This window comes from Streptomyces sp. NBC_01304 (assembly GCF_035975855.1).
In the GTDB taxonomy this organism is placed as follows: Bacteria; Actinomycetota; Actinomycetes; order Streptomycetales; family Streptomycetaceae; genus Streptomyces.
Genome location: NZ_CP109055.1, coordinates 6,653,772 through 6,677,279 on the forward strand (window position 1 = coordinate 6,653,772; position 23,508 = coordinate 6,677,279).

Annotated in this window: 11 protein-coding genes and 1 pseudogene; 4 read left to right on the forward strand and 8 right to left on the reverse strand. The window is 72.3% G+C overall.

Features of this window, described 5'->3' with window-relative positions:
- Nucleotides 1-12: 12 nt before the first annotated feature.
- On the reverse strand, nt 13-1,350 hold the full coding sequence (locus OG430_RS29595; RefSeq protein WP_442816573.1) for a glycosyltransferase 87 family protein: 1,338 nt from the start codon (nt 1,348-1,350) through the stop codon (nt 13-15).
- 81 nt (nt 1,351-1,431) lie between these two features.
- Between OG430_RS29595 and OG430_RS29600 the strand changes: the two genes are divergently transcribed.
- Nucleotides 1,432-3,138 (forward strand): glycosyltransferase family 39 protein, encoded by a 1,707-nt coding sequence (locus OG430_RS29600; protein ID WP_327355670.1) that lies wholly within the window; start codon nt 1,432-1,434, stop codon nt 3,136-3,138.
- Here the strand turns inward: OG430_RS29600 and OG430_RS29605 are convergent.
- Both OG430_RS29605 and OG430_RS29610 read right to left on the reverse strand, forming a co-directional pair.
- Nucleotides 3,135-4,673, reverse strand: a complete 1,539-nt coding sequence (locus OG430_RS29605) for a hypothetical protein (RefSeq protein ID WP_327355671.1) — start codon at nt 4,671-4,673, stop codon at nt 3,135-3,137. The two genes, OG430_RS29600 and OG430_RS29605, sit on opposite strands and share 4 nt — an antisense overlap.
- Nucleotides 4,670-8,227, reverse strand: coding sequence for a CDP-glycerol glycerophosphotransferase family protein (locus OG430_RS29610; protein ID WP_327355672.1), 3,558 nt, complete (start codon nt 8,225-8,227; stop codon nt 4,670-4,672). Before OG430_RS29610 ends, OG430_RS29605 begins: the two co-directional genes overlap by 4 nt.
- Before the next feature lie 165 nt (nt 8,228-8,392).
- Between OG430_RS29610 and OG430_RS29615 the strand changes: the two genes are divergently transcribed.
- The 3 genes from OG430_RS29615 (at nt 8,393) to OG430_RS29625 (ending at nt 15,731) form a co-directional block, all read left to right on the forward strand.
- Nucleotides 8,393-10,492: a bifunctional glycosyltransferase/CDP-glycerol:glycerophosphate glycerophosphotransferase gene (locus OG430_RS29615; protein ID WP_327355673.1), complete on the forward strand. Its 2,100-nt coding sequence runs from the start codon at nt 8,393-8,395 to the stop codon at nt 10,490-10,492.
- Between the two features lie 206 nt (nt 10,493-10,698).
- A complete protein-coding gene (locus OG430_RS29620) occupies nt 10,699-14,253 on the forward strand; it encodes a bifunctional glycosyltransferase/CDP-glycerol:glycerophosphate glycerophosphotransferase (protein ID WP_327355674.1) in 3,555 nt (1,184 codons plus the stop codon).
- A complete protein-coding gene (locus tag OG430_RS29625; RefSeq protein ID WP_327355675.1) occupies nt 14,250-15,731 on the forward strand; it encodes a hypothetical protein in 1,482 nt (493 codons plus the stop codon). The genes OG430_RS29620 and OG430_RS29625 overlap by 4 nt, the downstream gene beginning before the upstream one ends.
- Here OG430_RS29625 and OG430_RS29630 read toward each other — a convergent pair.
- The 5 genes and pseudogenes from OG430_RS29630 to OG430_RS29650 all read right to left on the reverse strand — a co-directional run.
- Nucleotides 15,717-17,912: a polysaccharide pyruvyl transferase family protein gene (locus tag OG430_RS29630; RefSeq protein WP_327355676.1), complete on the reverse strand. Its 2,196-nt coding sequence runs from the start codon at nt 17,910-17,912 to the stop codon at nt 15,717-15,719. The genes OG430_RS29625 and OG430_RS29630 overlap by 15 nt on opposite strands.
- Nucleotides 17,909-20,722 (reverse strand): polysialyltransferase family glycosyltransferase, encoded by a 2,814-nt coding sequence (locus tag OG430_RS29635; protein WP_327355677.1) that lies wholly within the window; start codon nt 20,720-20,722, stop codon nt 17,909-17,911. Before OG430_RS29635 ends, OG430_RS29630 begins: the two co-directional genes overlap by 4 nt.
- A complete protein-coding gene (locus OG430_RS29640) occupies nt 20,722-21,714 on the reverse strand; it encodes a glycosyltransferase (RefSeq protein ID WP_327355678.1) in 993 nt (330 codons plus the stop codon). The genes OG430_RS29635 and OG430_RS29640 overlap by 1 nt, the downstream gene beginning before the upstream one ends.
- 12 nt (nt 21,715-21,726) lie before the next feature.
- Nucleotides 21,727-22,659 (reverse strand): N-acetylneuraminate synthase family protein, encoded by a 933-nt coding sequence (locus OG430_RS29645; RefSeq protein ID WP_327359270.1) that lies wholly within the window; start codon nt 22,657-22,659, stop codon nt 21,727-21,729.
- Between the two features lie 222 nt (nt 22,660-22,881).
- Nucleotides 22,882-23,397 (reverse strand): annotated as a pseudogene (locus OG430_RS29650) (acylneuraminate cytidylyltransferase family protein); the annotation flags it as partial.
- Nucleotides 23,398-23,508 lie beyond the last annotated feature (111 nt).

The following is a 23,508-nucleotide window of genomic DNA, read 5'->3' on the forward strand; positions in this document are numbered from 1 at the left end:
AGGCTGGTTGGGTCACTTTGCGTGCACGGAGCGCCACAGGCCCCGCCACGACAGCACCGCCGCCCCCACCAGCAGCGCGTTGCGCACCCCGAGCACCACGCAGCCCGTCCAGGTCCCGGCCATGACGTCCTCGTACAGGACCGGATAGACGAGCGTGCTCACCCCGGCCGCGGCAAGGAGCAGCACCGCCACCGGGCGCTGGGTGGTCGCGCGCGAGGTGAGGCAGACGGCGGCGAGGCCGAGCAGCCAGATCAGGTACTGGGGGCTGATCACGCGGCTGGTGAGGGTGAACAGCAGGACGGCGCAGAGGGCGGCGTCATAGGGGGTGGCCTCCGTCCAGCGCCCGGCCCGCACCCGCCAGAACAGCAGCGCGGCGCAGGCGAGCGCGGTGAGCAGGAGGGAGGCCTGGGCCAGGAGGGTGACGTACGGGCCCACGTACTCCATCGCCCCGTACTGATAGCGCACCTCGCCCGGCCAGCCCGCGTGCCGGGCGAAGGCGAGGAGGGTGCCGGCGAGCGACTCGATCTGGATGCCCCGGCCGCCCTGCTGGCGGAGGAAGGCGAAGGGGTGCGCGAAGAGCGCGGTCAGGGTCAGGAGCAGGGCCGCCGCCGAGACGAGCGCCGAGGTCCAGGCCGCGCGGGTGGTGCGGCCGCGCGGGGTGCCGAGGAGGGCGAGGGCGGGCCAGACCTTCACCAGGGTGCCGAGCGCGGTGAGCACGCCGCAGACGATCGGCCGCCACGCGCGCGTGCCTTGCGATGTCGGGTCTGACGAGCCCCACGCGCGCGTGCCCGCCGGAAGTGATGCCGGAAGCACCAGCAGGGCGAGCACCGCGAAGGCCGTGACCTGTACGTCGTAGCGGGCGAGCGGGAGGTGCAGGAGGAGCGGGAGGCCGCCGACCCAGAGCGCGGCCCCCTTCAGGCTGCGCCCCGGTCGCCGTCCCGTCCGCACCAAGGCGTACGCGACCACCGCGTCCGCCGCGAGCGTCAGGGCCACGAAGCCCTGGAAGTAGGTGAGTCCCGGCAGCAGCCCCGGCGCGAGCAGCACCGGGCCCGCCGCCGGCGGGTACTGCCAGAGCGGGTCGCCCACCGGGAAGCCGCCCTGGGCCAGCACCCCGTACCAGCGGAAGTAGAGCTCGTGCACCTCGCGCGCCACCCCGCCGACACCGAGCGGCGCGCGTCCGTCGAGGAGGAGCAGGGCCAGCATCACGCAGCGCGTCACGCCCCAGGTGGCAAGCAACACGCTGGGCAAGGAAGGGAGTTGGGCCCTGCGTCCGGCAGTGGCGGCCGTGGGTCCGGCTTCGGGTGCCGCGGCGGTCAGGGCGGGGGCGGTGGGTGTCGGGTGCGGTGTCATCGGCGGGCAGCTTAGGGCGCGTATCGCCTGATGCCTCGTCAATACACAGCAATCGGCTGTTAATCGTACAAACTCTGCGTCATGCAGGTCATGACACCCCGTACGCACCGTGCGGACCATGCGCACCGCACGAGCCCCCGCCCCGACGGGCACGCCCGCACGCTCCTCAGGCTGCTCGTCGGAGTCTGCACGGCCCGCCCGGCCGTCACCGCCGTGCTCACCCCCGCCGCCGTCATGCTCGGTCTCGGTCTCTGGGGCCTGGACCGGGGCACGATGTGGAGCGACGAGGGCGCCACCTTCCAGGTGGCCAGGCGCTCGCTGCCGGAGATCTGGCGGCTGCTCGGCACCGTCGACGCCGTGCACGGCCTCTACTACGTGCTGATGCACCTGGCCGTCGCCGTGCACCCGGGCGAGGTCGCGCTGCGGCTGCCCTCGGTGCTCGCCGCGACCGCCAGTGCCGCGCTCGTGGCGTTCCTCGGGGTGCGGCTCGCGCGGCCCCGCGTCGGGCTGTGGGCGGGACTGCTCTACGCGGTCATGCCGATCACCGGCCATTACGCGCAGGAGGGCCGTTCCTACGCCCTGGTCGCGGCCGGGGCGGCGACCGCGACGCTGCTCCTGCTGCGCGCCGTACGTCACGCGCGCGTGCGGGACTGGTTTCTGTACGGGGTCGCCGTCACCGGCACCGCACTGCTGCACGAGCTCGCCGCGCTGCTGCTCCTCGCGCACGCGGTGACGCTGGCCGTTTCCTGGCGGCGGATCGACCGGCGGGTGTGGGCGGGGTGGGCGCTCGCCTCGGGTGCGGCACTCGCCGCCCTGCTGCCCCTGCTGTGGCTGTCGGCCGGGCAACGGGGACAGATCGCCTGGCTGAAGCCGCCCAACGGGGAGAGTGCGGAGGTGGTCCTGCGCGCCTTCGGCGGGCCGACCGAACTCGTGCTGTGCGTCAGCCTGTTGCTGGCCTGCGCGGCGCTGAACGGTCCCTCGGGGTGGCGGGGTCCCTCGGGACGGCGTGGTCCCTCGGGACGGCGTGGGTCGGTCTCGCTGAACGCGGTGGCGCTGCCGCTGGTCCTGGTCCCGCCCGTCGTGTTGTTCTTCGCCCCGCAGAGCACGCCGCTGTTCTGCGGCCGCTATCTGTTCTTCACGCTGGCGGGTCTTCCGCTCCTGGTCGCCGCGGGGGCCGAGCGCTGTGCGCGGGCGGTACGCCGCCTCGGCGGGCGGGCGGTGGTGCGGCGGCGGGCGATCGGGGCGTTCGCCGGAGTGGTGGCGGTGGGCCTGGGCTTCGTGTGGCAGCTGCCGGAGCACCGGGCGGAGCGGACGGGCATGGAACGCCGGGACGATCTGGCAGGGGTGGCCCGGATGGCCGCGCGGGAACTCCACCCGGGGGACCCGCTGTTGTTCCTGCCGTCCAGCGGGCGCGCCACGGCGATGGCGTATCCGGCGGGGTTCCGTGGCACGAAGGATCTCGCGCTGCGCACGCCCGGCCCCGAGTCCGGGACGCTGTACGGCGAGGAGGCAGGTGCGGCGGAGGTGCGGCGCAGGCTGGCCGGCCTGGAGCGGGTGTGGGTGCTCGCGGAGCCGTTCGCGGTGCGGCCCGCCTGGTACCCGAGGAACGCGACGGAGCGGGCCAAGCTCTCCGTGGTGAACGAGCAGTTCGTGCTGCGGGACGAGTTCGCCACGCGCAGCGGCGTGCTCAGGCAGTACGTCCGCAGGGCCCCGGTCAAGCCGATGGGGTGGCCGGCGGGAGCCGACCACCCCGGTTCAGTGGAAGAAGAGCAGGAGAACGACAACTAGCCGATCCGCGCCAGGACTTCCCCGGTGTGCGGCCCCCAGGCCACCACCACCGCCTCCTCGGGCGCCCGCTGGTCCGGCGAGAGCAGCAGCCACCGCACGTGGTAGCGGCGTACCACTTCGGCGCGCACCGCGCGGGTCGACGACGGCGCCAAGTAGTCCTTCACCGCCCGCAGTCTGCGGTTGCGTTCCCGCTCGTCCAGGGAGGCGTCGGGCCAGGCGGGTGCGACCAGGTTGGGGCCGAAGCCGGGCAGCGACCGGGTGGCCTTGTACGCGTCGGTGAGGACGACCTCGCCGGGGGCGATCCGGCGGGCCGCCCAGTCGTACGACGGCCAGCGCGGCGGCTGGTCGAAGCCGGCCGGGTCGAGGGCGCGGGGCACGACCGCGCCCGCCTGGACCTGGAAGAAGCCGATGCAGAGACCCAACCCGGCGGCGGTGCCTAGGAGTTGACGGCCAAGAGGCCAGGGTCGTGGCCGGGCCAGCTCCACCGCGAGGGCGAACTGCAGGGGGATCAGCGTCATCCCCATGATCCGGCCGTAGGTGTAGTGCCCGCTCACCCAGCCGTAGCCGATGGTCAGGCATTCCAGCGCGAACATCAGGACCAGCGGATCACGCCGGTCCCGGCGCCACCGCAGCGTGAGCGCGGGCAGGCCGAGGAAGGCCAGCCAGAAGTGTGCCGGCATGTCGAAGTAGAGCTGCTCGTGGATCCAGTCGACGCTCTGGTCGCCGACCAGCGAGACGACACTGAAGTACGGCCACCCGGCCGCCACGAGCACCGCCACCACGGCCCCGAGCGCCCAGCCGCCGAGCACGCGCGGCGGCCGGCCCCGCTGCCATCCGGCGACGAAGGCGAGCACGCCCAGCATCGTCGCCACGGATGTGATCGGGTGGACGAGCAGGACGAGGCCGCAGAGCGCGCCGAGCACCGCGTACGACCAAAGACGTCCGCCGGAGCGGGTGAGGCGTCCGGTCAGCGCCCAGATCCAGAAGGCCAGCCCGATCGCGAAGGTGCTCGGGAAGGGGAGGTGGCCGGTCATGGACATCAGGCCCAAGTACCCGCTCCACCAGGCCATCTTGGTGCCCCAGAGCAGCACCATGCAGGCCAGCGCGAGGACCGGCGCCCAGGGGCGTGGAGTGAGTACCTTCACGAAGCGCCCGAGGCCGGTGAGCAGGACGAGCAGGTTGAACGGGCCGGTCAGCTTGACCACCTGCCAGCCCGCCAGGCCGGCGAGCTGGGCGAACAGGCCCTGCAGGACGGCGTACGGCGAGTAGTACGCGCTGCCGTCGCCCGGCAGGTCCGCCATCGGGTGGGACGGGCTGAGCAGGTCCGCCTTGAGGCGTTCGACGACTGCCGCGTGCTGCCCGAAGTCGCAGCAGACCGGGACCCGCCAGGCCGCCGCCGACATCAGTACCCAGAACAGCGTGCCGAACACCAGGTAGGGGCTGGGGCGCAGCGAGCGCCGGCCGCCGAACAGCGCGGTCGCGCCGTGGGTGATGCGGGCCTTGCGGGTGAGCGTCGCGGTGGCGGGCCCGCTCACCGCAGCATCCTGTCCGCGACCCGGCCCGCGGCCCGCCCGTCGTCCAGGTCGCAGTACGCCTGCCGGAACGCCGCGTACACGTCCGCGTGCCGGGCCGCGATCGTGTCGACGTCGAGCAGCGCCTCGATCAGCTCGCCGGTGGTGGCGAGCAGCGGGCCAGGGGCGCGGGTCTCGAAGTCGAGGTAGAAGCCGCGGACCGTGTCGCGGTAGTGCTCCAGGTCGTAGGTGTGGAAGAGCATCGGGCGGCCGGTGTGCGCGAAGTCGAACACCAGGGACGAGTAGTCCGTCACCAACACATCGGTGATCAGGAGCAGTTCGGCCACCTGCGGGTACGCCGAGACATCGCGCACGAACGGAGCGCGGCCGCCCGGCAGCCGGCCCGTGGCGAGCGGATGCTTGCGGACCAGCAGGACGTGGTCCTCGCCGAGGGCCCGCTCGGCCTCGCGGAAGTCGAGGGCGGCCTCGTAGCGGAAGCGGCCGGGCTCGTAGGCGAGGTGGTCGCGGTGGGTCGGGGCGTACAGGACGACCCGCTTGCCCTCCTCGATGCCGAGGTCGCGCCGCACCCGGTCCGCGATCTTGGCGCGGTCGTCGGCGAACAGGACGTCGTTGCGCGGCGATCCGGCCTGCAGGACCTCGCCCTGGTAGCTCAGGGCCCGCGACATGTGGGGGATGGAGTGCCGGTTCGGCGAGACCAGGAGGCTCCACTGCGCGGTGAGCCTCGGCAGCGCGTCGACGTGGGCGTGGTCCGCGTACAGCGTGTCGGTGAGGTCCTTGCCGATGCGCTTGAGGGGTGCGCCGTGCCAGGTCTGGACGACGTGCTGGCCCTCGCGCCGCTCGAAGAAGTCGGGGAGATGGCCGGCCGTGACGATGTGCCGGGCCCGTGCGAGGGCCTCGTACCAGGCGGTGCTGTGCAGTTCGACGGCGCGCGCGCCGGCCGGGATGCGGGTCTGCCCGTCGTGGGCGACCCACAGGTGCTCCAGGTCGGTGCCGCGCCGGACCAGTTCCTCGTGGACGGCGCGCGGGGAATCGCCGTCGAAGTACAACACCGTCTCCTGGAGGGGGAGTTGGCGCTGCGCCGGGTAGTGGACGGTACGCAGTCGGGCACGGCTGTACGCGCTGCGCTCGGCGGCGGGCAGTACGGGTCCCGAGTCAAGGAGGAGCCGGTCCCCGAAGCGCCGGTCGGCGGTGAAGGTACGGCCCCCGTGCTCGCGGGCCAGCGGCAGCCCGGCGCCGACCGAGGCGAGCAGGCGTACCGGCACACCGTCGAGGCGTCGCGGGCCCGCAGAGATCGCGGAGCCGTCCCCTGACACCCGGTCGTCCTCGCCGACCGCGGCCACCTCGCGCAGGAAGGCGTACCAGCGCCCCTCCCGCAGCGACAGCCCGTCGTCCGCGCTCGCGGGGGCGAAGGACGCCCGGAAGCGGCCGCCGTCGCGCTCGACCGCGACCGTGACCTCCTCGTCCCGTGTGCTGTGCCGCAGGACCAGCTCGGCCTCGTACCAACTGGCCTCGCTCACCCACCCCTCGACGACAAGCGCGCCCTCGTCCGTCCAGCGGACCACGTCGGCGACGGGCTGCCGGGTCAGCTCGACCACCAGCTGCCCGGCGTCGTTGGCGGTCGCGCACACCTCGCGGCCGGCCTGCGTCGCGTACCGCCCGGGCGGCAGGTCGCACACCGCGGCGACCGACTTCAACGACCCGTCCGGCAGCACCAGATTGGCCTGCCACCGGTCCCCGTGCGGCGGTTCGACCTCGCGCGGCGCCCGGTGCTCGGTCGGCGGCACGGCCTCCAGGTCGGCCAGCGGAATCCGCACGCTGAACCGCCCGAGCGCGCAGGCGACCGGGCAGTCGAGCTCCGCCTTCGAGTCCTTGTGGGTGAGCCGCAGCGCCTTCGGCTCGGGCCCGCCGTGCACGCGCCCGGTGAGCACCACGTCGCCGCCGTCCAGGGCGTGCGACTCGACCCGGGCGGCGTACCGCTCGACGCGCAGCACCAGGCGGCCCTTGCTGAAGGCGAGCACGAGCCGCAGGCCGTCCGCCAGCTCCCGCACCACCGACTGCGCGGCCGCGCCGTCGAGCGAGCGCACCGCGGCCCGGCGGACCGTGCCGTGGCCCGCGACGACCACGCCGAGCAGCCAGTTGCCCGGCCGCCAGCGCCCGCGGATCTTCAGCTTGCGCGGGTCGATGGTCATCTCGAAGCCGGATTGGTCGTAGCTGTGCAGCTGCTGCCGGGAGGACTCGGTGGCGTACGGGGAGGCGACGGTCGTGGTGGGGACCCGCCTGAACTGCCCTCTGCTGTGCGCCGACTTGAGGATTCCGGCCTTGACGGACTGACCCGGCCGCGCCGCCTCCAGATTGCGGACGTACGCGTACCCGCTGATCGTCAGCTTCCCGTCGGCGCCCCAGGAGGCATCGACAACCCTTGCCACGACGGGGAGTTCACGGCTGCCGATCCGGGTCAGCTTCGGGTCGACGTCGAGGCGGCCGCCGGCCGCACTCGGGTACACGGCGCTGCGGGCCAACGCCCCCTGTACCCGGAAGGCCGTCCCGTTGGCCTGCTCGAAGGCGAGCAGCTCGACCAGATCGGCCAGGCGCTCCTCGCGTACGAGCTGCCACTTGACCCGCAGGTCGACCGGCAGCTCCGCGATCACCGAGGCGTCCGCGTCGCGCAGGAAGGCGGCCGTGTCCGCGAGGAAGGCCGCGCGGTACTCGGGGCCGCCCATCGGCAGCCCGTCCAGGAAGTAGAGGAAGTCGTCGCGCAGGCAGGACAGGTCGTAGGTGCGCTTCTGTCCGGGGAAGCGTTCGCCGAGGAACGCGCTGACGCCGGCGCAGGCCGCGATCCGGTCGCGTACGCCCTTCACATCCGTACGGCGGCGGGTGATGGACCCCTCGCGCACCCGCCAGTAGTAGACGTGCTCGGCGAGGACGTCCACGGACGTGGCGAGGAAGTGCGCCGGGATCATCACCGGGGTGTCCTCGTAGAGCTTGCCCTCGGGGAACTCGAAGGCGTGCTTGTCCCAGAAGTCCCGGCGGAACACCTTGTTCCAGGCCACGCGGTCGGCCAGCAGCTCCGGATCGCGGGTGATGTGCGTACGCGTCCGGGACTCGGTCAGCCACTTGTACTGCCAGGCCTGCTGGCGGCCGCGCTCGTTGAGGCGCCACACGTTGCCGGTCGCGAAGTCGGAGCCCGAGGCGTCGAGGCTGGCGATCATGCGCGCGTAGGTGTCGTGCGCCACGACGTCGTCGCTGTCGACGAAGGTCAGATACGTGGCGTCCGGCGAGGCGTGCCGGACCCCCGTGTTGCGGGCCGCGCTCAGGCCCGCGTTCTGCTGGTGGACGTACCGGAAGCGGGGGTCGCGCTCGGCGAAGGCACGGGCGATGTCCGTACTGCCGTCGGTGGAGCCGTCGTCGACGAGGACGACCTCGAAGCCGACCGCATCTGCATCGCCCTCTGCGGGCTCACTCTGCGCGATGGTCTGGCCTGCGAGGGAGCGCAGGCAGTCCTCCAGGTAGTCCTCGACGTTGTAGATGGGCACGACGACGCTGAGTCGGGGCTGCACGGTGGGCCTTTCGCAGCGGTCCAAAAGGAACAAGGGCGCACCGCGAGTGAATGCGGTGTATTTGTCCCATTTGCCCATTCACGTCAATCTTTTTGCCTTACGTAACCCGAAAGAGTGGCCAGAGGTCTTCGACAGGGCGTACGCGGCTGACTACGGTCAGTTGTCATGGTCCGTTTCTCCGTCGTCGTGCCCGCTCACCGCATCCAGGGCTATCTGCGGGAATGCCTGGAATCCGTGCTCTCGCAGAGTCACCGGGACCTCGAACTGATCGTCGTGGACGACTGCTCCCCGGACGCCGGGGCCGCGATCGCCGCGGAGTATGCGGAACGCGACGACCGCCTGCAACTCGTCCGCCTCGACAAGCACTCCGGCACGGGCGCCGCCCGCAATGCCGGGGCCGACCGCGCCACCGGCGACCACCTCCTCTTCCTCGACGGCGACGACCTGCTGCTGCCCGGCGCCCTCGCATCCCTGGCCCGCGCCCTCGCCGAGCGCGAGACGGACGTGCTGCTCTTCGACCACGACCGGGTCGACTGGTGGGAGAACGTCTCCGGCAGCGGCGACGACCTCGCGGGCGAACCCCTTGCCGTCACCCCGGCCGCCTGGAACCGCGTCGTGCGCCGCTCCTTCTGGGTGACGCACCGGCTGGCCTTCACCGAAGGGCCCTATGAGGACGTGGTGCCCATGCACCGGGCCACGCTCCTGGCCGGCCGGCGCCTCGCCGTCCTGCCCAAGGTCTGCGTGCGCTGGCGCAAGCGACGCGGCGGCAGCGTGTCCACGACGCCCGGGCGAGCGCACTTCGCGGTCCTCGACCGGTACGAGGAACTGCTCTCCGGCGCCGCGGGGACGTCCGGCGCGGGCGAGTCCGGGCAGCGGCTCTTCGGGCCCGCGATCGAGCACGCGCTCGCGGTGCTCGGCGACCCGGGCCGGATCCGCCCCGCCGACCGGGCCGACTTCTTCCGCGGCGCGGCCCGCCTCTACCGGGCCCACCGCCCGGACGACTACGAGCCGGTGGGCGACCGCCAGCGGGCCCTCGCGACCGGCTCGTACGCCGCCTATCAGGGCCTCAAGCACGCCAACGGCCGCCTCAAGGCGGCGAAGAAGGCCCTCACCCACCGCAAGAAGCGGCTGCGGGCCCAGGTCATGCGCCTCACCTACCGCACCGACCGCCGCCGGGCCCTCGACCCCCGGCTCGCGGTCTACGGCTCCTATTGGAACCGCGGCCTGTCCTGCAACCCCCTGGCGGTCTACGAGAAGGCCCGCGAGCTCGCCCCGCACATCCGCGGCGTCTGGGTCGTCTCCAGCCGCAACCGGCACCGCGTCCCCGAGGGCGTCGAGTACGTCATCGAGGGATCACGCCGCTACTGGCGGGTCATGGCGCAGGCCACCTACCTGGTCAACAACTCCAGCTTCCCCGGCGGCTTCGTCAAGCGCCCCGGTCAGGTCTACCTGCAGACCCACCACGGCACCCCGCTCAAGAAGATGGGCCTCGACCAGCGCCGCTACCCGGCCGGCACGCACGGAATCAGCTTCCAGAAGGTCCTGGACCACACCGACCAGTGGGACTTCTCGCTCTCCGCCAATCCGCACTCCACCGAGATCTGGGAGCGCGTCTATCCGTCGACGTACAAAGCGCTCGAACTCGGCTATCCGCGCAACGACATCTACTTCCGGGCCGGCAAGGAGCAAGTAGCCGCAGTGCGCGAGGAGTTGGGCATCCGGCCCGGCCAGACCGCACTGCTCTACGCGCCCACCCACCGCGACTACCAGAAGGGCTTCCAGCCCCGCCTCGACCTGGAGCGCTTCGCCCTGAAGCTCGGCCCTTCCTTCGTGATCCTGGTGCGGGCCCACTACTTCTACGGCGCACAGGCGGGGCTCGCCACGCACCCGCAGATCGTCGACGTCACCGGCCACGCGCGCGTGGAGGACCTCTGCCTGGCCGCCGACGCACTGATCACGGACTACTCGTCCCTGATGTTCGACTACGCCTGCCTGGACCGCCCGATCATCAGCTACGCCCCCGACTGGCAGGCGTACCGGCTGGCCCGCGGCACCTACTTCGACCTGCTCTCGGGCCGGCCCGGGGAGACGCCGGGGGCGGTCGCCGCCAGCGAGGAGGAGCTGGGCTTCCTCTTCCAGGTGGGGGCGTGGGACACGGAGAAGACGGACCGGCTGCGGGCCGCGTTCCGGGCGCGGTTCTGTCCGTACGACGACGGGGGAGCGGCGGAGCGGGTGGTGCGGCGGGTCTTCCTCGGGGACCGGTGAGGGCGGCCGGCCCTCGGCGAGGTGGGCCCGCCGCGGAGCAGAGGCGGCTTTCCCCGGAGTGAACTCGCGTGAACTCGCCGGAGAACACCCGAAGTTGAGTCATGCCGTCAGGGGTCACCCGTACGGCCCACTCGTGGGTGACCGCGGCGCGACTGCGGGGTTGGTCACCAGCAACCCCCGCCCCCGCGTGAAACGGATGTGCCTCCATGCCGCCCAGGCTCAGCGTCGTTGTCCCGATCTACAACGTGGAGCTCTACCTGGAGGACTGCCTGAGCTCGCTGGCCGTCCAGACCATGGCAGACCTCGAAGTGGTCATGGTCGACGACGGATCGGCGGACGGCAGCACGGCCATCGCCGAGCGGTACGCGGCGGTGGACGAGCGCTTCACCCTGGTCCGGCAGGCCAACGGCGGGCTGGGGCACGCCCGTAACACCGGGGTGCGGCACATCGACCCCGGGGCCGGGTACCTCACCTTCGTCGACAGCGACGACGTCATCCCGCCCGACGCCTACGCCAAGATGCTCGACTCCCTGGAGGCCAGCGGCTCCGACTTCGCCACGGGCAATGTGATGCGGCTGCGGGCGCGGGGCCTCGGCCAGTCCGGCACCTTCAAGAAGCCGATGGCCCAGACCCGCGTCGCCACCCACATCACCCGGCACCACGACCTCGTGTACGACCGCATCGTCTGCAACAAGGTCTACCGTCGCGCCTTCTGGGACAAGCACTCCTTCACGTTCCCCGAGGGGAGGCTCTACGAGGACATCCCGGTGAGCATCCCCGCGCACTACCACGCCAGGTCGGTCGACGTGCTCAGCGACCACGTCTACTACTGGCGCGAGCGCGAGGGCTCCATCACGCAGGCCCGCACCAGGCCGAGCGGACTGCGGGACCGGTTCACCTCCGTCGACGGGGCCAGCCGCTTCCTCGCCGCGCAGGACGACCCGAGCGCGGCCCCGCTCAAGCGCGCCTACGACCGCAGCGTCCTGGCCAGCGACCTGGTGCTCTTCATGGAGGTCCTGGCCCAGGGCTCCGAGGAATTCCAGGAGCTCTTCGTGGAGCTCGGTGCCGACTTCCTCAGCCGGGTCGACCCCTCGGTGCACGCCGAACTGCCGCTCGGGATGCGGCTCAAGTGGCAGCTGATCAAGGAGCGGCGCACCGCCGACCTGCTCGACCTGCTCGCCTTCGAGGTGGCCAACCCCTCCGTGTTCCGCCTGGCCGGCCACCGCGGGCGCCGTGCCGTGCCCACCGCGCCGAACGGCCGTGTCATCCGCGTCCCGGCGGGCATCGCCACACTCAAGCGGTCGGAACTCCCGTTGCACGCCCGCCTGTTGTCGGCCGACTGGGACGGCCGCACCCTGCGACTCGGCGGATACGCGTACATCCGCGGCCTGCGCGCCGGCCGCCCGCACCGCTCGGTCAAGGCGGGCTGGCTGCGCCGCCAGGGCAGTCGCTCCGTCGTGCCGGTGTGGGTGCGCGGCACGTCCTGCCCCGAGGCGACCCGCAACTCCGGGCAGCGCATGTACTCGTACGACGCCTCCGGCTTCGGGCTCCGCATCGACCTCGACCGGCTCCTCAAGAAGGGTGTCAGGACGGGCACTTGGCACCTCACCCTGGGCGTCCTCACCGGCGGCGTGCTGCGTCGCAGCCGGATCGGCGCGGGCGTCGAGGGATCCGGCGCCCAGCCGCCCGCCCTGGACCTCGGCGACGGACGGCGTGCCGTGCCCGCCTTCCATCAGGGCGTGCTCCGGATCACCGTGGAGGAGACCGGGGCCCGGCTCGCCGGCCACCGGCTCGACGGGGACGACCTCGAACTGACCGGCCTGGTGCGGGGCGGCTCCGCGCCCGTCGCGCTGCGGCTCACCGGGCCGGACTCCGTCGAGTCGCTCGACATTCCCGTGGCGGCGACCCCTGCCGAATCGGCCGAAGTGCCCGGTGGCTGGGCGCCGTTCACCGCCCGGGTCCCGCTCGCCGTCCTCGAAGCGACCCGCCCCGTCGAGGCCGCCGGGCCCAAGGAGGAGCCGGTCCGCACCAGGGACTACTGGAAGGTCGAGCTCGCCACGACCGACGGCGGCCGCCACCGGCTGCTCGTGCCCCAGGGCCTGACACCCGGCCGCCACCCCCTTGGCACCGACCCGCGCCTCGGCGGCGTACGCCGTGAACTCGCCGTGACCGCCGACGCGTCCGGCCATCTGACTCTCATCGACCAGATCGGCCAGCCCCTCGTCGACACCCTCACCTGGACCCCCGAGGGCGGGCTCGTCCTGGCGGGCGCCCACGCGGGGGCGGCCGGCGTCGAGCTGGTGTGGCAGCACAGTGAGCACCGCGAAGAGATCGTGCTGCCGGTGGAGTTGAGCGACGGCCGGTTCCGCACCGAGGTGTCCCCGGCGGCCGCGGGCGGCGGCGGGCGGCCGCTGCGCGAGGGACGCTGGTACGCGTTCTTCCGCGACGCCCGGACCCCTGGGGTCGACGCCCCCCTGCGGCTCGCCCCGGCGCTTCTGCCTCAACTGCCCCTGGAACACCGGGCGTCTGACCGAACCTTCACAGTGCAGCGCCGCTTCCACGACCTGCTCTTCCTCGGGTCCGGCTCCACGCTCGGCCCCCGGGAGCGGGGCGCCTACCGGCAGCACCGACTCGCCACCGTCGGCTTCCCGGTGGCCCGGCACCTGCCGCTGCGCGACGCCGTGCTCTACAACAGCTTCGACGGCAAGCAGTACTCGGACTCGCCACGAGCCGTGCACGAGGAACTGGTACGCCGCTCCGCCGACGTGGAACACCTCTGGGCGGTACGCGACGGCCAGGCCGAGGTACCGCCCACCGCCCGCGCCGTGGTGCTCGGCAGCGCCGAATGGCACCAGGCCCTGGGCCGCAGCCGCACCATCGTCGGCAACACCCACCTCCCGCGCTGGTTCAGGAAGCGCCCCGGCCAGACGGTCCTGCAGACCTGGCACGGCACTCCGCTCAAGCGCATCGGCCACGACCTGGCGGGCACCGACTTCGCCAACCCCGCCTATCTGCGGGGCCTGAGCCGACGGGCCGGCCAGTGGAGCATGCTGCTGTCCCCCAACCGCTTCAGCACCCCCATCCTGCGCCGGGCGTTCGCCTACGAGGGCGAGATCCTGGAGTCCGGCTACCCGCGCAACGACCTGCTGTACGCGGAGGACCGGGGCAAGGTCGCCGAGGCGGTGCGGCGCGATCTCGGTCTGCCCGAGGGCAAGAAGATCGTGCTGTACGCGCCGACCTGGCGGGACGACATGCGGTACGACGCCGCCCGCTACAAGCTCGACCTGCGACTCGACCTGGAGGCGGCCGAACGCGCCCTCGGCGACGACCACGTACTCCTGATCCGCAAGCACCACTTCGTGTCCGACTCCGTACCCGCCTCGCCCAGCGGCTTCGTCCGCGACGTGTCGGCCCATCCGGACATCACCGAGCTGATGCTGATCGCGGACGTCCTGATCACCGACTACTCGTCCCTGATGTTCGACTTCGCGCACACCGGCCGGCCGATGCTGTTCTTCACCTACGACCTGGAGCACTACCGGGACGTGCTGCGCGGCTTCTACTTCGACTTCGAGTCCCGCGCGCCGGGCCCGCTGCTCTCCACGTCGGCCGAAGTCGTCGACGCGCTGAGGGACTTGGGAGGAGTGATGGAGGCGAGCGCCGAGGCGTACGACACCTTCCGCGAGGCCTTCTGCGACCTGGACGACGGGCACGCGGCCGAGCGGGTGGCGGACCGGCTGCTGGGTCAGAGCGCGCTGTGAAGCACACAACAACCCCCTCCGAAAGGCCTTCGCCCTGGCCGTGGTGCCTGGCGGCGATCGCGGCCGTCTGCGGCTACGCCGTGGCCACCGTCTTCCACCCCGGATACTTCAGCGCGGACAGCCACTACCAGCTGCTGCAGGCGCTCGGGGACGAGCCGATGAGCGACTGGCACCCGCCGGTTCTGGCGCTCGTGTGGCGGGCCCTGCTGTGGGCCACGGGGGGCGTCTCGGCCATGGCCGACCTGCAGACCGCCCTGCTGTGGGGGTCGCTGTGGCTGCTCGCCCGACTGGTCTGGCTGAAGACCGGCAGCCGCGGCCTGTCTCTCGCGATGCTGGCCGTCGGCCTCGCGCCCCAGGTCATGAACTTCACGGGCGTGGTCTGGAAGGACGTACACCTGGCGTACGCCCTCCTCGCGGCCTGCGCGCTCGCGCTCACCGTACGTGAGCTGCCCAGGGACCGGACCAGGACGCGATGGGCCCTGCTGGTGCTCGGGGTGCTGTTCGTCGTGTACGCGGGCATGGTCCGCAAGAACGGTTTCCCCGCCGTGCTCCCGGTCTTCGCGCTGCTCGTCCTCGCGGCGTGGCCGACTCCGGGCCGCCGCCGGTGGCTTGCCGCCACCGGGGTGTTCCTCGCGCTCACCGTCGTCGGCAGCATCGGTGTGTCCGCGGTCGCCCAACCGCTGCCGACCCGCGTGTACGCGGTCATCCCGGTGGACGACCTCGTCCATGTGCTCACCCCGACCCAGGTCCGCTCCGCCGCCCAACAGGCCGGTGGAAGCGCGGACTTCACGGACCGCATGGTCACCGCAGCCGTCGACTGCCAGAAGCGCCGGCTCACGTCCAACGCGTACCTGGAGTGCTATCCGCGCAAGGGCCGCTTCGACGTGATGGAGCTGAGCCGCAACGCCGACGTCGTACGCCGGATGTGGATGCGGCAGATGCCGAGGCACTGGCAGGGATACGCCGAGTACCGGGTCCGGGTGTTCACCAAGGTGCTCTTCCAGAGCAATCAGACCTTCTTCAACGGCACCCGGCTCCCGAAGGGCAGTCGGCTGCCCGAGATCGCGTCGCAGCAACCGACCAACGACACACTGAGGTTCGCCCTGCAGAACTATGTGACAGGTGCCGTCCGTGACCTGCCGATGCTCTTCCAGGGCTGGTTCTGGCTGGCGGTGTCCCTGGTGCTGGTGCTGCGCCGCCGGCCCGGCCCCTACCGCAGGGAGCTGCGTCTCATCGGGGCCAGCTCGCTCGTGTACGTCCTCGCGTACCTGCCCACCGCGCCCGAGTCCAACTTCCGCTACGTGTACTGGCCGGCGCTCTCCGGGACGGTCGCGCTGGTGCTCGTCGCGACCGCCTACGCGGCGCGGCGTCGCGCGGCGGCCGGTACCGTCGCCGCCGCTGAGGGGCTGCCCGTCCAGTCCACCGCACCGTCACCCGCCCCGGAGCTCCCCGAACCGGTGGCATCAACTGCGCGGTGAGCCCTGGCCGTTGGATCCGAAGGTCTTCTCCAGGACCTCCAGGTTGCCCCGGGTGACCTGCCACAGCGCGTTCTGGCGGTCGCGGACATCCGCGACCGCCCGCGCATGGTCGTCCAGGATGTGCGTCGCCTTGTCGACGAGCACGTCGGACAGATTCCGGTCGTGGACGGAGACCCCCCACTCCGGGCGGCCGATGTCCTGGAGGAAGAACATCATCTTGGGGTGCGAGACCAGACTGAGCACCGGGGTTCCCACACCGAACGGGATCATGCTCGCGTGTCCCCGCATGCCGATGACCAGCCGGGTGCTCCGGTAGGCCGCCCAGGTCTGGGTGTTGGTGTAGTCGTACATCGGCAGAACCGGCAGGCTGATGCCGTACCGGGAACGCAGATCGAGGACGAACCTCTCGTCGTTCCCGGAATGGGCCGCGTACCGCACTTCGGCCCGGCGGCCGAGGGCGGTGACGGCCCGCGCCATGTGCGCGAGGAAGGCCTCGTAGTCGTGGCCGAAGCGCATCCCCGAGCGGTCGTACGCGCAGTTCACCAGGACGGTGTCCACGCGCGGCACCGGAGCGGCGGGCGGGCGGAGGTGGTCAAGGACCGTGGTCGGGCAGGGCTGGTGGACGACGCGGTCGTGCAGATGGGCGGGGAGCAGGTCGCGCACCCGCTCGACGGAGCCGTGGTTGCGCAGGCCGAAGAAGTCGGCGCGCTCCACGAGCCCGCGCAGACTGGCGGGGAATCCCGGTCGCGGATAGCCCTGGCCGTCGAAGGAGTTGAAGCCGACGGCGAAAACGGCGAGCGGGACGTCGATGCGGGACAGCGCCGCGTCGGGGACGTTCCACTGCCAGGAACTGTGACCGTTGGGGGACGTGTCGGGAAGGAAGAGTCCGCCGCCGCCCACGACGACACCGCGTCGCCGGTTGACCTCGTCGATGCGGCGCCCGTCGAACTCCTGGTGCACATGGACCGCATGCCACGCCGAGGGTCCGGTGTCCGGGCCGAAGCAGAGCCGGACCGCCTCGGGCAGCACCTTGTCACCGGCGTTGCCCTGCTGGTCCATGTAGTACGCGACATGGCTCAACTGCCTTGCTGGGTTGTGCTCTTGAGGGGCGGGCGCCTCGGGGCCGGTGCGTACGAACAGTTCGTGGGCGCCACGGTCGGCGGGCAGCGCGGCCAGCGCCTGCGCGGCGTACGCGTGGGCCTGCGCCCGGTCGTCACGGATCCACGCGCACCGGGCGAGCTCGCGGTACGGGCGGACCGGATCGGGGTGATGGGCGGCGGCGATCAGCAGATGGCGCTCGGCTTCCGGATACCGGGAGCAGGCGATCAGGGCCCGGCCGGCGGCCAGCTGGGCGGCGTGATCGTCGGCCGCCAGCGGCTGGGCGGCCGTGATCGCCGCCACGGCCTCCTCGTAACGCGAGGACGCGTACAGGGCGTTGCAGAGCGCGGTCGCCTGCGCGGTGGACAGGGCGCCGTTCTCCTGACGGTGTGCCGTCGCGTAGTGGATCACCAGGTCGGGGTGCCTGGCGCCCTTCAGGTCCAGATAGGCGGTGCGGAAGTCGGTGTCGGAGCACGCGGGCCGGTCCTGTTGCCCGTCCTGTTGCCGGACCAGGTTGAACCGGGGGGTGAGGGGCGTCAGGGAGTCCTGGGCCAGCGTTTCGAGGACGTCCTGGGCGTGCCGGCCTCCCTCGTGCTCCGCATTGCGGAGCGCCGCGTCGATCCGTCGGCAGAACGCGTCGGTGAGGAACTCCCGCTGGATCACCAGCAGATCACCGCACTCGTCGTCCCCGGACGGCAGGCCTGCCCAGCCCTCCCTCGGCGTGAGCAGATGGCCGATGTCGCCGAGGGCCTCCATGCCGGAATCCACCGCGACGACCGTGTCGTAGCCGCGCAGCCGGAGGGCGTCGAGGAGGGCGTACGCGGGCGGGCGGCCCGGCTCGACGCGGAACGGGACCACCCGGGGGTGGAGCCGGTGGACGGCCTCCCACGACGTGGGCGACAGCTCTTCGTGCAGGACCGCGAAGTCCTCGCAGAGCGCGGGGTTGTGCAGGGCGAGACTGCGCAACAGGCCGAGGAATCCCGGCAGTCGGGCCTCGTCGACGAAGGAGGCGAAGGCGATGCGCCGCTTGCCGGTCAGTGCGCGGTCGCCGGCGGTGGCGGTGGCGGTGGTCGTCGCGGTCATCGCAGCGTGGTCCTTGTCCGAGTGACCGACCGGGTGCGGCCCTCGAGCCAGCCGGCTTCTGCCGGGGAGGTGAAGTCGAAGCCGAAGAGGTCGATGCGGGGGCTGACGTCGAGGAAGTCGAGGAGCCAGGCCATGGTGAATCCGGGCGAGGGCGCGGCGGGCAGGCCCTGGCCCGGTGTGCCGAGGGAGCCGACGGGGTGGCGCAGCGAGGCATCGCCCACCTGTCGCTGTGCGCCGGGCACCAGCTGGTGACGCAGCGCCTGCGCCCAGAGGGACCTGCTGGGTTCCAACACCAGGCGCATGGGCACCTGTTGATCCCAGTTCTCGGTGTCGCGGGCAGTCGTGACGTGGATGTCGGTGCGTACGCCGGTGGAGTGGGCCTCGGTGACATACGAGCAGAAGCGGACCACGAGGTCGTAACCATCGATCTCCGCGCCGCACCCGCCCTCCGCGAGCAGTGGCGAGTCGGCGACCAGACAGATGCTCCGGCCGACGACGGCGTTGCGGAACTGGGCGACGTCGAGAGGGTGCGCGGCATCCTTTGGGCCGGGCCGGGACAGCGGGCCGTGGCCTGCCGACGCGCCCTGCTCCGCGTAGCCGCGGAGGAAGGCAGTGGTGTCCAGCCCGTCGATCGTGGTGCCCAGCACCAGCGGGACGGCCACCGCGTCCAGGGCCCGGGAACCCTCCGCGAGGGAGCAGCCCGCACGGATCAGCGTGACGGCCTCGGCGGCGGGGGCCGTCGCGCACCGGTCGGGTGCCGTGGGCAAGGATGCCGGGGGAAGGTGCGGTGTGAGCAGGTCGGCGCAGGCCGACTGGGCGGCGTACGTCTCGCGCAGGCGCCGCACCTTGCGGCGCACCGCGGTGGTGTCGTCGCCGCACGCGTCGAGGTACGTGTCGTAGGCGCGCAGCGCCCCGGGCAGATCGCCCAGCGCTTCGAGCGCCCTGGCGCGGTAGTGCAGCGCGGTCCAGGAGCCCGGGCGCGCGGTGAGCACGGCGTCGGCCAGGGTGCGGATCAGCCGGGCGTCGGCGGGCTCCCCGGACCGCAGGGCCGCGCGGCAGGTGCTGAACAGCTGGACGAGGTGGGGTGAACCCGCCTTGCACCAGGGCCCGTTGGCGCTCCGTACGTCCTCCGCGTGTTCGGGGTCGGACAGGGTGCCGAGATAGCTGCGGACCAGCTGCCCCGCCGCCGTCGCGAGGGCGAGGTGGTCGGCGCTGTCGCTGCCCCGGATCTCCTCGATCCGGTCGGCGCACGCGCTGATGCCCGCGGCGAGCGGATTGGCCCGCATGATCTCCGCGAGCGGACGCCGGGGTGCGGCAGGCGCGGGAGGTGCGGACGAGGCGGACGGGGCGGTCCGCGTCAGCCTCCGCGCGGCCGCTTTGAGCCGGCGTGCCGCCCGGCGGCTCTTCGTGGGCTGTGGCCGGGAGGGGTGCATGGGGGGCGTGCTCCTGGTCTGGGTCGTCGGCCGGGGGTGGTCGGGCACGGGCCGCTCTTCGGCGGGCGGCGCGAGTGGGACGGACGGGACTGCGGGGGGTGCGGCGAGCCCCACCTCGCGCAGGCGGTCGTGCCCGAAGTGCCGCTGCGTCTCCTCGCAGTCCGGGTGGGCGGCGAGGAACTGTTCGGCGGCCGGGCGGAGTTGGGGGTAGGCCTTCGGCTGCATGCAGTACGTCACCGCCCGCACCAGCGGTCCGGGGTCGCCGCCCTCGCTGCCCTCGCCGCCTTCACCGGCCCGCAGCTCGGGCAGCGCACGGTCCGCGATGACGAGGGGGACGCGATTGCTGTTCTCGTACGGGGAGAGTCTGTCGAGCACCATCGCGGTGTCGAAGCGGGCGGCCGGAATCCCGTACAGGGCGCGGGCGGTGAAGAGCCCGGTGGAGAAGCAGCCGACCACGGCCGCCGGCCCGAGCTCCTGGAAGAGCACCTCCACCGGTACGGGGGCGGTAGTGGTGCGCAGCGTGATCCCCGCGGCCGCCGCCTCGTCGTGCAGTGCGTGGAGCTGGGTCCTGGGGGCGCTCGGGTGTGCCTTGAACACGACGTCGCGGTGGCCGTGTCCGATCACCCGGCGCAGCATCCGCAGATGCAGACCGGACTCCTCCTCGTCGCTGAGGATGCCTCCAGCGGCGAGGAACTGGCCGAGGAGGATCACCGGGTTCGCAGCGCCGCGCAGCGGTTCGAGTGCTTCCTTCGTCCGAGGGGTGCGGGCCAGTTCGGCGAAGACCGACCTCAGGGCGTCGTGCGGAACGGTCCGGTGGACGGGACGGTGCCGGCCGAAGGCGGTCTCGTCGAGCACCAGGGGGCGCAGCCCGGGGACGAGATCGGGGTGGATGAGCGCTTCGATGCGCCGCAGCACCTGGTGCGGCAGCCGGGCACGCAGCGGCCCGTACGCCATCAGCCCGTCGGCGTACACCTGGACGCGGGCGTCGGGGAAGAGCTTGGCGAGCGCCTGGCCGGGGGAGATCTGGATGGATTCCACCACCAGCGTCACCGGCTCCGCGGCCTCGATGCCCCAGGCGTGGCGCAGCGCGCGCTCCAGGATCGGGACGTCGCGCGGCTGGGGCGACCAGGTGGCCGGGTGGTTCGGGTGGATGGTGTCGTTCCAGGAGACGACCCGCTCGAAGCGGGTGCGCAGTGCGTCGAAGCCCGCGTACTCCTCCCAGCGAGGGGCCGCTTCGGGAACCGCCGTGTTGGTGGACGTCACCAGGATGCGGCGCACGGGGCCCGGCTCGGCGGGGTCGAGGAGCCCCGCGTCGACGGCCGCGCAGACGCAGGCGAGTCCGTAGACCGTGGAGATCTCGACGATCTGTACGGTCATCACGACCACGTCTCCTCGGGTCTGTGCAGCCCCTCGGGTCGGTAAAGCCCCTCGGGCCGATACAGCGTGAGGAGCTTCTTGCGGCGCTTGTCGTCCATCCGCAACAGCACGTCCGCGAGGAGGTCCTGGGGCAGTTCCGCGGCGAGTTGGGCGTACCCGGTACGCAGCGCGCGCCTTGCGGGTGCGTCGTGGGCGGGGATGCGTTCGGCGTGGGAATGGACGACGTCGAGGCAGGAGCGGATCGCCTTGGGGAGCAGCCTGGCGCCCATCGGGTGTGCCGCGGCCTCCTCGATCACCTTCCGGAAGGCGGGCAGGAAGTCGAGGTGGTGGTCGTCCGGCGCCGGGCCGGGGGCGATGTCGCGGAAGCGGGGGCCGTCGAGACCGGCCACCGTGAAGGAGTCGGCGCGCAGGTGCAGCCGCCAGGTCCAGTGCCGGTCCTCGCCGCTGCGCAGCGTCGTGTCGAAGGTGAGCAGACCGCGGGCGTCCAGCCGCCGGTGGTACGCGCCCGCCCACACCTGCGGGTAGTCGACCATGGTGGTCCGCTCCTCGGTCTCCACCTGGTCGAGTGGGTGGAGGAGGCGGTCGCGACGGTCTTCCGGGGCGCGGTGCAGAGTGCGGCGCCGGCCCGCAACGCTGATGTGGTCCACCTTGACGAAGTCCGCGCCGCTCGCCCGGGCGGCGGCCGCGAGGCGGGGGTAGTAGCCGGGCGCGATCCAGTCGTCGCCGTCGAGGTAGGTGACGTAATCACCCCTGGCCCGAGCCGTGCCCGTATTGCGTGCCGCGGAGACGCCCCGGTTGTCGGGGTGCCGGATCAGGGTGCAGCGGGGCAGGGAACGCACGGCCTCCTCGAGCAGGGGGAGGGTGCCGTCGGTCGAGTGGTCGTCGACGAAGACGAACTCGATGTCCGGGCCGGTGTTGCGCCACAGGGTGGCAAGGCACTCGGGAAGGTGAGGGGCCACGTTGTGGCAGGCGACGACGGACGTCAGTCTCATGGCCGGGCCCCGTCAGACCGCGAGTGGTGCGCGGTCGGCCGTGTCGGCCTGGGCCACGACGCCGGGGACGCGGCGGAGCTTCTTCATGGGGCCGAGCTCGGACTCGTACACCTTCTTGATGCCGTCGCCGAGGGAGGCCTCGATGGTGCGGATGTCGCGGACGAGGCGGGTGAGGCCCTGGGGTTCGACGGAGGCGGCCTGGTCGGAGCCCCACATGGCGCGGTCGAGGGTGATGTGACGCTCGACGAAGGTGGCGCCGAGGGCGACGGCGGCGAGGGTGGTCTGCAGGCCGGTCTCGTGGCCGGAGTAGCCGATCGGGACGTTGGGGTACTCGCCCTGCAGGGTGTTGATGACGCGCAGGTTGAGCTCCTCGGCCTTGGCCGGGTAGGTCGAAGTGGCGTGGCAGAGAAGGATGTTGTCGCTGCCCAGGACCTCGACCGCGTGGCGGATCTGCTTCGGGGTCGACATGCCGGTGGAGAGGATGATCGTGCGGCCGGTGGCGCGCAGCGAGCGCAGCAGTTCGTCGTCGGTGAGGGACGCGGAGGCGACCTTGTGGGCGGGGACGTCGAACCTTTCGAGGAAGGCGACGGCCTCGGTGTCCCAGGGGGAGGCGAACCAGTCGATGCCGCGCTTCCTGCAGTGGTCGTCGATCTGGCGGTACTCGTCCGCACCGAATTCGACGCGGTGGCGGTAGTCGATGTAGGTCATGCGGCCCCAGGGGGTGTCGCGCTCGATGTCCCACTGGTCGCGCGGGGTGCAGATCTCCGGGGTGCGCTTCTGGAACTTGACCGCGTCGCAGCCGGCCTCGGCGGCCACGTCGATCAGCGCGAAGGCGCATCCGAGGTCGCCGTTGTGGTTGATGCCGATCTCGCCGGTGATGTAGACGGGCTGGTCGAAGCCCACGACGCGCGAACCCAGCGTGCGCAGGGGTGAGTTGGTGCCCATGAGGTGTGGTGTTCCCTGCCTGGTGAGGGGGCGGTCGAGGAGCGGTGTGACAGGGCGGTCGAGGAGCGGTGCGAGGGCGCGGGCGCGGGCCAGGTCGTGCGGATCGTCGATCTCCAGGACCCGGGCGGGATCGGTGTGTACGAGGGCGGTGCGCCCGAAGAAGCGGTGGCCGGCGGCCCGGAATCCCGCGACGTCCATGGCGTAGGCGGCGCCGGTCTCCAGGTAGTCCTGGGGCCGGTCCTGGCGGCGCGGCCGGAACGCCTTGTCGTGGTTGACCCCGTGGGTCCCGACGTCGGCCCCGGGCGCCTCGGCCGCGTCGCGCCAGATGAAGCCGTGCGAGGGGGCGACGGTCAGGGCGCTGTCCGCGCCGCCCTCGGCGACCGCCGCCGCGACGCCGTCGATCTCGGCACTCGTCAGGAAGGGGCTGGTCGCCTGGACGAGGAGGACCACGTCCGCGCCCTCGTACGACTCAAGGACGTGCAGCACGGCCGACTCGCTGGTCGCCGTGTCACCGGACAACTCCAGTGGGCGGGCGACGACTTCGGCGCCCGCGGCCCGTGCGACCTCGGCGATCGCCGCGTCGTCCGTCGAGACGACGACGGCGGTGACCAGCCGCGCACCCCGGCAGGCGCGCACGGCACGGGCCACCAACGGGACGCCGCCCACGGGGGCCAGGTTCTTGGCGGGCACGCCCTTGGAGCCTCCCCGGGCGGGGATCACAGCCAGGACCGTGGGCATCGGACTCCTTCATGGCAGGCGGGAACGAAGTACCAACGCCCATGGGCGTGTTGGGTTTCGGCCCGCCGCGGAAAACCAGCCCGGCGCGAAAGCGCGGGGCGCGGAGATGTC

Excerpts from the sequence above, each read along its gene's own strand:
- OG430_RS29630 (WP_327355676.1), bottom strand. The coding sequence starts at position 17,912 with ATGACCGCGACGACCACCGCCACCGCCACCGCCGGCGACCGCGCACTG.
- OG430_RS29600 (WP_327355670.1), top strand. The coding sequence starts at position 1,432 with ATGCAGGTCATGACACCCCGTACGCACCGTGCGGACCATGCGCACCGC.
- OG430_RS29635 (WP_327355677.1), bottom strand. The coding sequence starts at position 20,722 with ATGACCGTACAGATCGTCGAGATCTCCACGGTCTACGGACTCGCCTGC.
- OG430_RS29595 (WP_442816573.1), bottom strand. The coding sequence starts at position 1,350 with ATGACACCGCACCCGACACCCACCGCCCCCGCCCTGACCGCCGCGGCA.
- OG430_RS29640 (WP_327355678.1), bottom strand. The coding sequence starts at position 21,714 with ATGAGACTGACGTCCGTCGTCGCCTGCCACAACGTGGCCCCTCACCTT.
- OG430_RS29645 (WP_327359270.1), bottom strand. The coding sequence starts at position 22,659 with ATGGGCACCAACTCACCCCTGCGCACGCTGGGTTCGCGCGTCGTGGGC.
- OG430_RS29615 (WP_327355673.1), top strand. The coding sequence starts at position 8,393 with ATGGTCCGTTTCTCCGTCGTCGTGCCCGCTCACCGCATCCAGGGCTAT.
- OG430_RS29620 (WP_327355674.1), top strand. The coding sequence starts at position 10,699 with ATGCCGCCCAGGCTCAGCGTCGTTGTCCCGATCTACAACGTGGAGCTC.